The sequence below is a fragment of the Halorubrum sp. BV1 genome (assembly GCF_000746205.1).
Classification (GTDB): Archaea; Halobacteriota; Halobacteria; order Halobacteriales; family Haloferacaceae; genus Halorubrum.
The window spans coordinates 1-2,033 of sequence record NZ_JQKV01000021.1; the positions used below are offsets into that span (position 1 = coordinate 1).

At 66.5% G+C, this 2,033-nt stretch carries 2 protein-coding genes; one reads left to right on the forward strand and one right to left on the reverse strand.

Annotation, left to right across the window (positions count from 1 at the left end; genetic code table 11):
* On the forward strand, positions 1-408 hold a 408-nt coding region (locus EP28_RS14450), incomplete at its 5' end, for a hypothetical protein (RefSeq protein WP_196219637.1).
* 52 nt (positions 409-460) lie between these two features.
* Here the strand turns inward: EP28_RS14450 and EP28_RS11420 are convergent.
* The gene (locus tag EP28_RS11420; protein WP_049984141.1) at positions 461-2,005 is read right to left on the reverse strand and encodes a site-specific integrase; all 1,545 of its coding nucleotides are present in this window, start codon (positions 2,003-2,005) and stop codon (positions 461-463) included.
* Positions 2,006-2,033: the final 28 nt, after the last annotated feature.

Sequence of the window (2,033 nt, forward strand, 5' to 3'; positions counted from 1 at the left end):
CCGCCGCCTCCACCGCCCCCGCCGCCGTTCGACGAGGACGAAGAAGAGGACGAGCTGCTGGACCCGGACGAGGAGCTCCTCGACGAGCGCGACCGGCCGCGCCGTGATCGGGACGAAGAGCCTCCCGACGAGGACCCGCCGCCGGTGACGTCGTCCACGGTGTCGCTGACTGTGTCTGTGACGGTGTCGGCTGCGTCATCGACGGCGTCCGAGATGCCGCCGAAGAAGCCGCCTCCGCCGCCGCTGTCGTTGCTACTGTCTGAGCTGGAGCCGGAGGACGACGACCCGCTGTCGTCGTCACCACCGCCGCCTCCACCTCCGGTGAGTCGTTGCCACATGGCAGTTCAGACAGACGTCTCAGCCGCCCGTAAAACGAGATGTCCCCCTCCCCCGAGAACGAACGTCTGAAGCCCTCTCGCTAACCAACACGGCTGTACAGGAATCGGGAGATGTTGGTTAGTCAGAGGAACGGGGCCAGCTGCGAGACGAGCGAGACGACGGTCCCGATGACCGTCGCCTTCGTCGCCGCTCCCGAGTGGAAGAACCCGCTCTCGTCGTTCTCCAGCTCCGAGAGCCAGCCGCTGCTGTCCTCCTCGGTGGTGTCCTCGCTGCTGTCCTCCTGGAGGAAGCGGTCGATCGGTGTCTCCACGTCGCCGGCGTCGTCCTCGACGACGTCCACGTCGCGCCCCGGCGTGATCTCGTCCACCGCGGCCTCGACCTCCGGGCGGCTCCCGTCAGGAGCAGCGGGAGAGATGTCGGTGCCGGCGAACGCCTCGGCGAGCGTCTCAGCCATGTGGTCGCGGAGGATCTGCACCCGGCGGCGTTCGGACAGGTAGTTCGTGAGGACGACCTGCGCGTCTCGACTCCCCTGCTCGCTGGCGATGCTGCGGGCGACCTCGGCGAGGAAGTCCACGCCCATGCTGTACTGGTTGTACCAGAACCGCCGCGCTGTCTGCGGGGTCGGCAGGCGGCCGTCCTCCAGGCGCACATCGACGTCGGTCTCCTCCAGGGCACGCTCGGCGAGGTCGTGGAGCTTCTTCCCGACGGTGGTCACCGCCCAGTGGTCCTTGTACCGGTACGACCCCTGGAACAGGTAGCCGTTCCAGTCGTCGCCGTACTCGTCTTCCAGCTGCTCGATCCGCTCGCGCAGCGTGTCCACGCCGAAGACGAGGTTCACCGTCGAGGGGCCGTTCTTCCGGGTGTCGAACTCGATGAGCGGCGTATCGACGTACTCGGGGTCGAAGTTGATCATGTCGCGGTGCATCCGTGCGACCTCGGCGCGACGCAGCCCGGCCGCGCAGAGCAGGACGACGAGGGTCTTCTCCTCGACGGTCTCGGCGACGCGCGCCAGCGCGTTCACGGTCTCCGGCGGGAGGCCCTCGGGGTCTACCTCCAGTTCGTTCCAGCTGTACTCGTCGCGCAGCCCGAGCATCGGGTTGAACGTCACCGGGTTTCGGCGCTTCTTCAGGTAGCGGTAGAAGAGCTTCAGCGCCGTGTGGACGACCTTCATCGTCCGCTCGTTGTACTGCGCGTCCAGGTGGTCGAACGCGTCCAGGAAGACCTCGAAGGCCTCGGGTTCGGTGACGTCGTCGCTCCCGAGGTGGAGGAGATCGTCGTCGCCGTGAACCTCCCGAAGCGCCCCTGCGACGCGGTCGATCCCCTGGAGGTCGGTCTTCGCGGTCGCCAGCGCGAGGTTCTTTCGCCCGAGGCGGTGGCGTTCGGCCCACCGGTACGCGAGCTCCCGCGTCCGGGCGTGATCGACGTCGATCTCGTAGATGTGCCCGTTCCCCCGCTGGATGTCGAGGTCCTCGTTGCAGAACTGGAGGAACGTCTTGTCGAGGTGGTACGGGAGGGCCTGGCAGAAGCCCGTGTAGCCGTTCTCCAGCATCCAGTCGTGCGTCGGTGGTTCGGAAGGGTCGAGGCCGTCCTCCTGGAGGTCGGGCGCGATCACCTCCCAGTAGTGGTCGCAGAAGTCTTCTACGTCGTATTCTGTCCAGCGTGCCATAGTATGTTTAGTTACGAGTCATTTTAAT

What these genes read in the sequence shown, in the direction of transcription:
- EP28_RS11420 (WP_049984141.1), bottom strand. Translation starts at nt 2,005, where the DNA reads ATGGCACGCTGGACAGAATACGACGTAGAAGACTTCTGCGACCACTAC.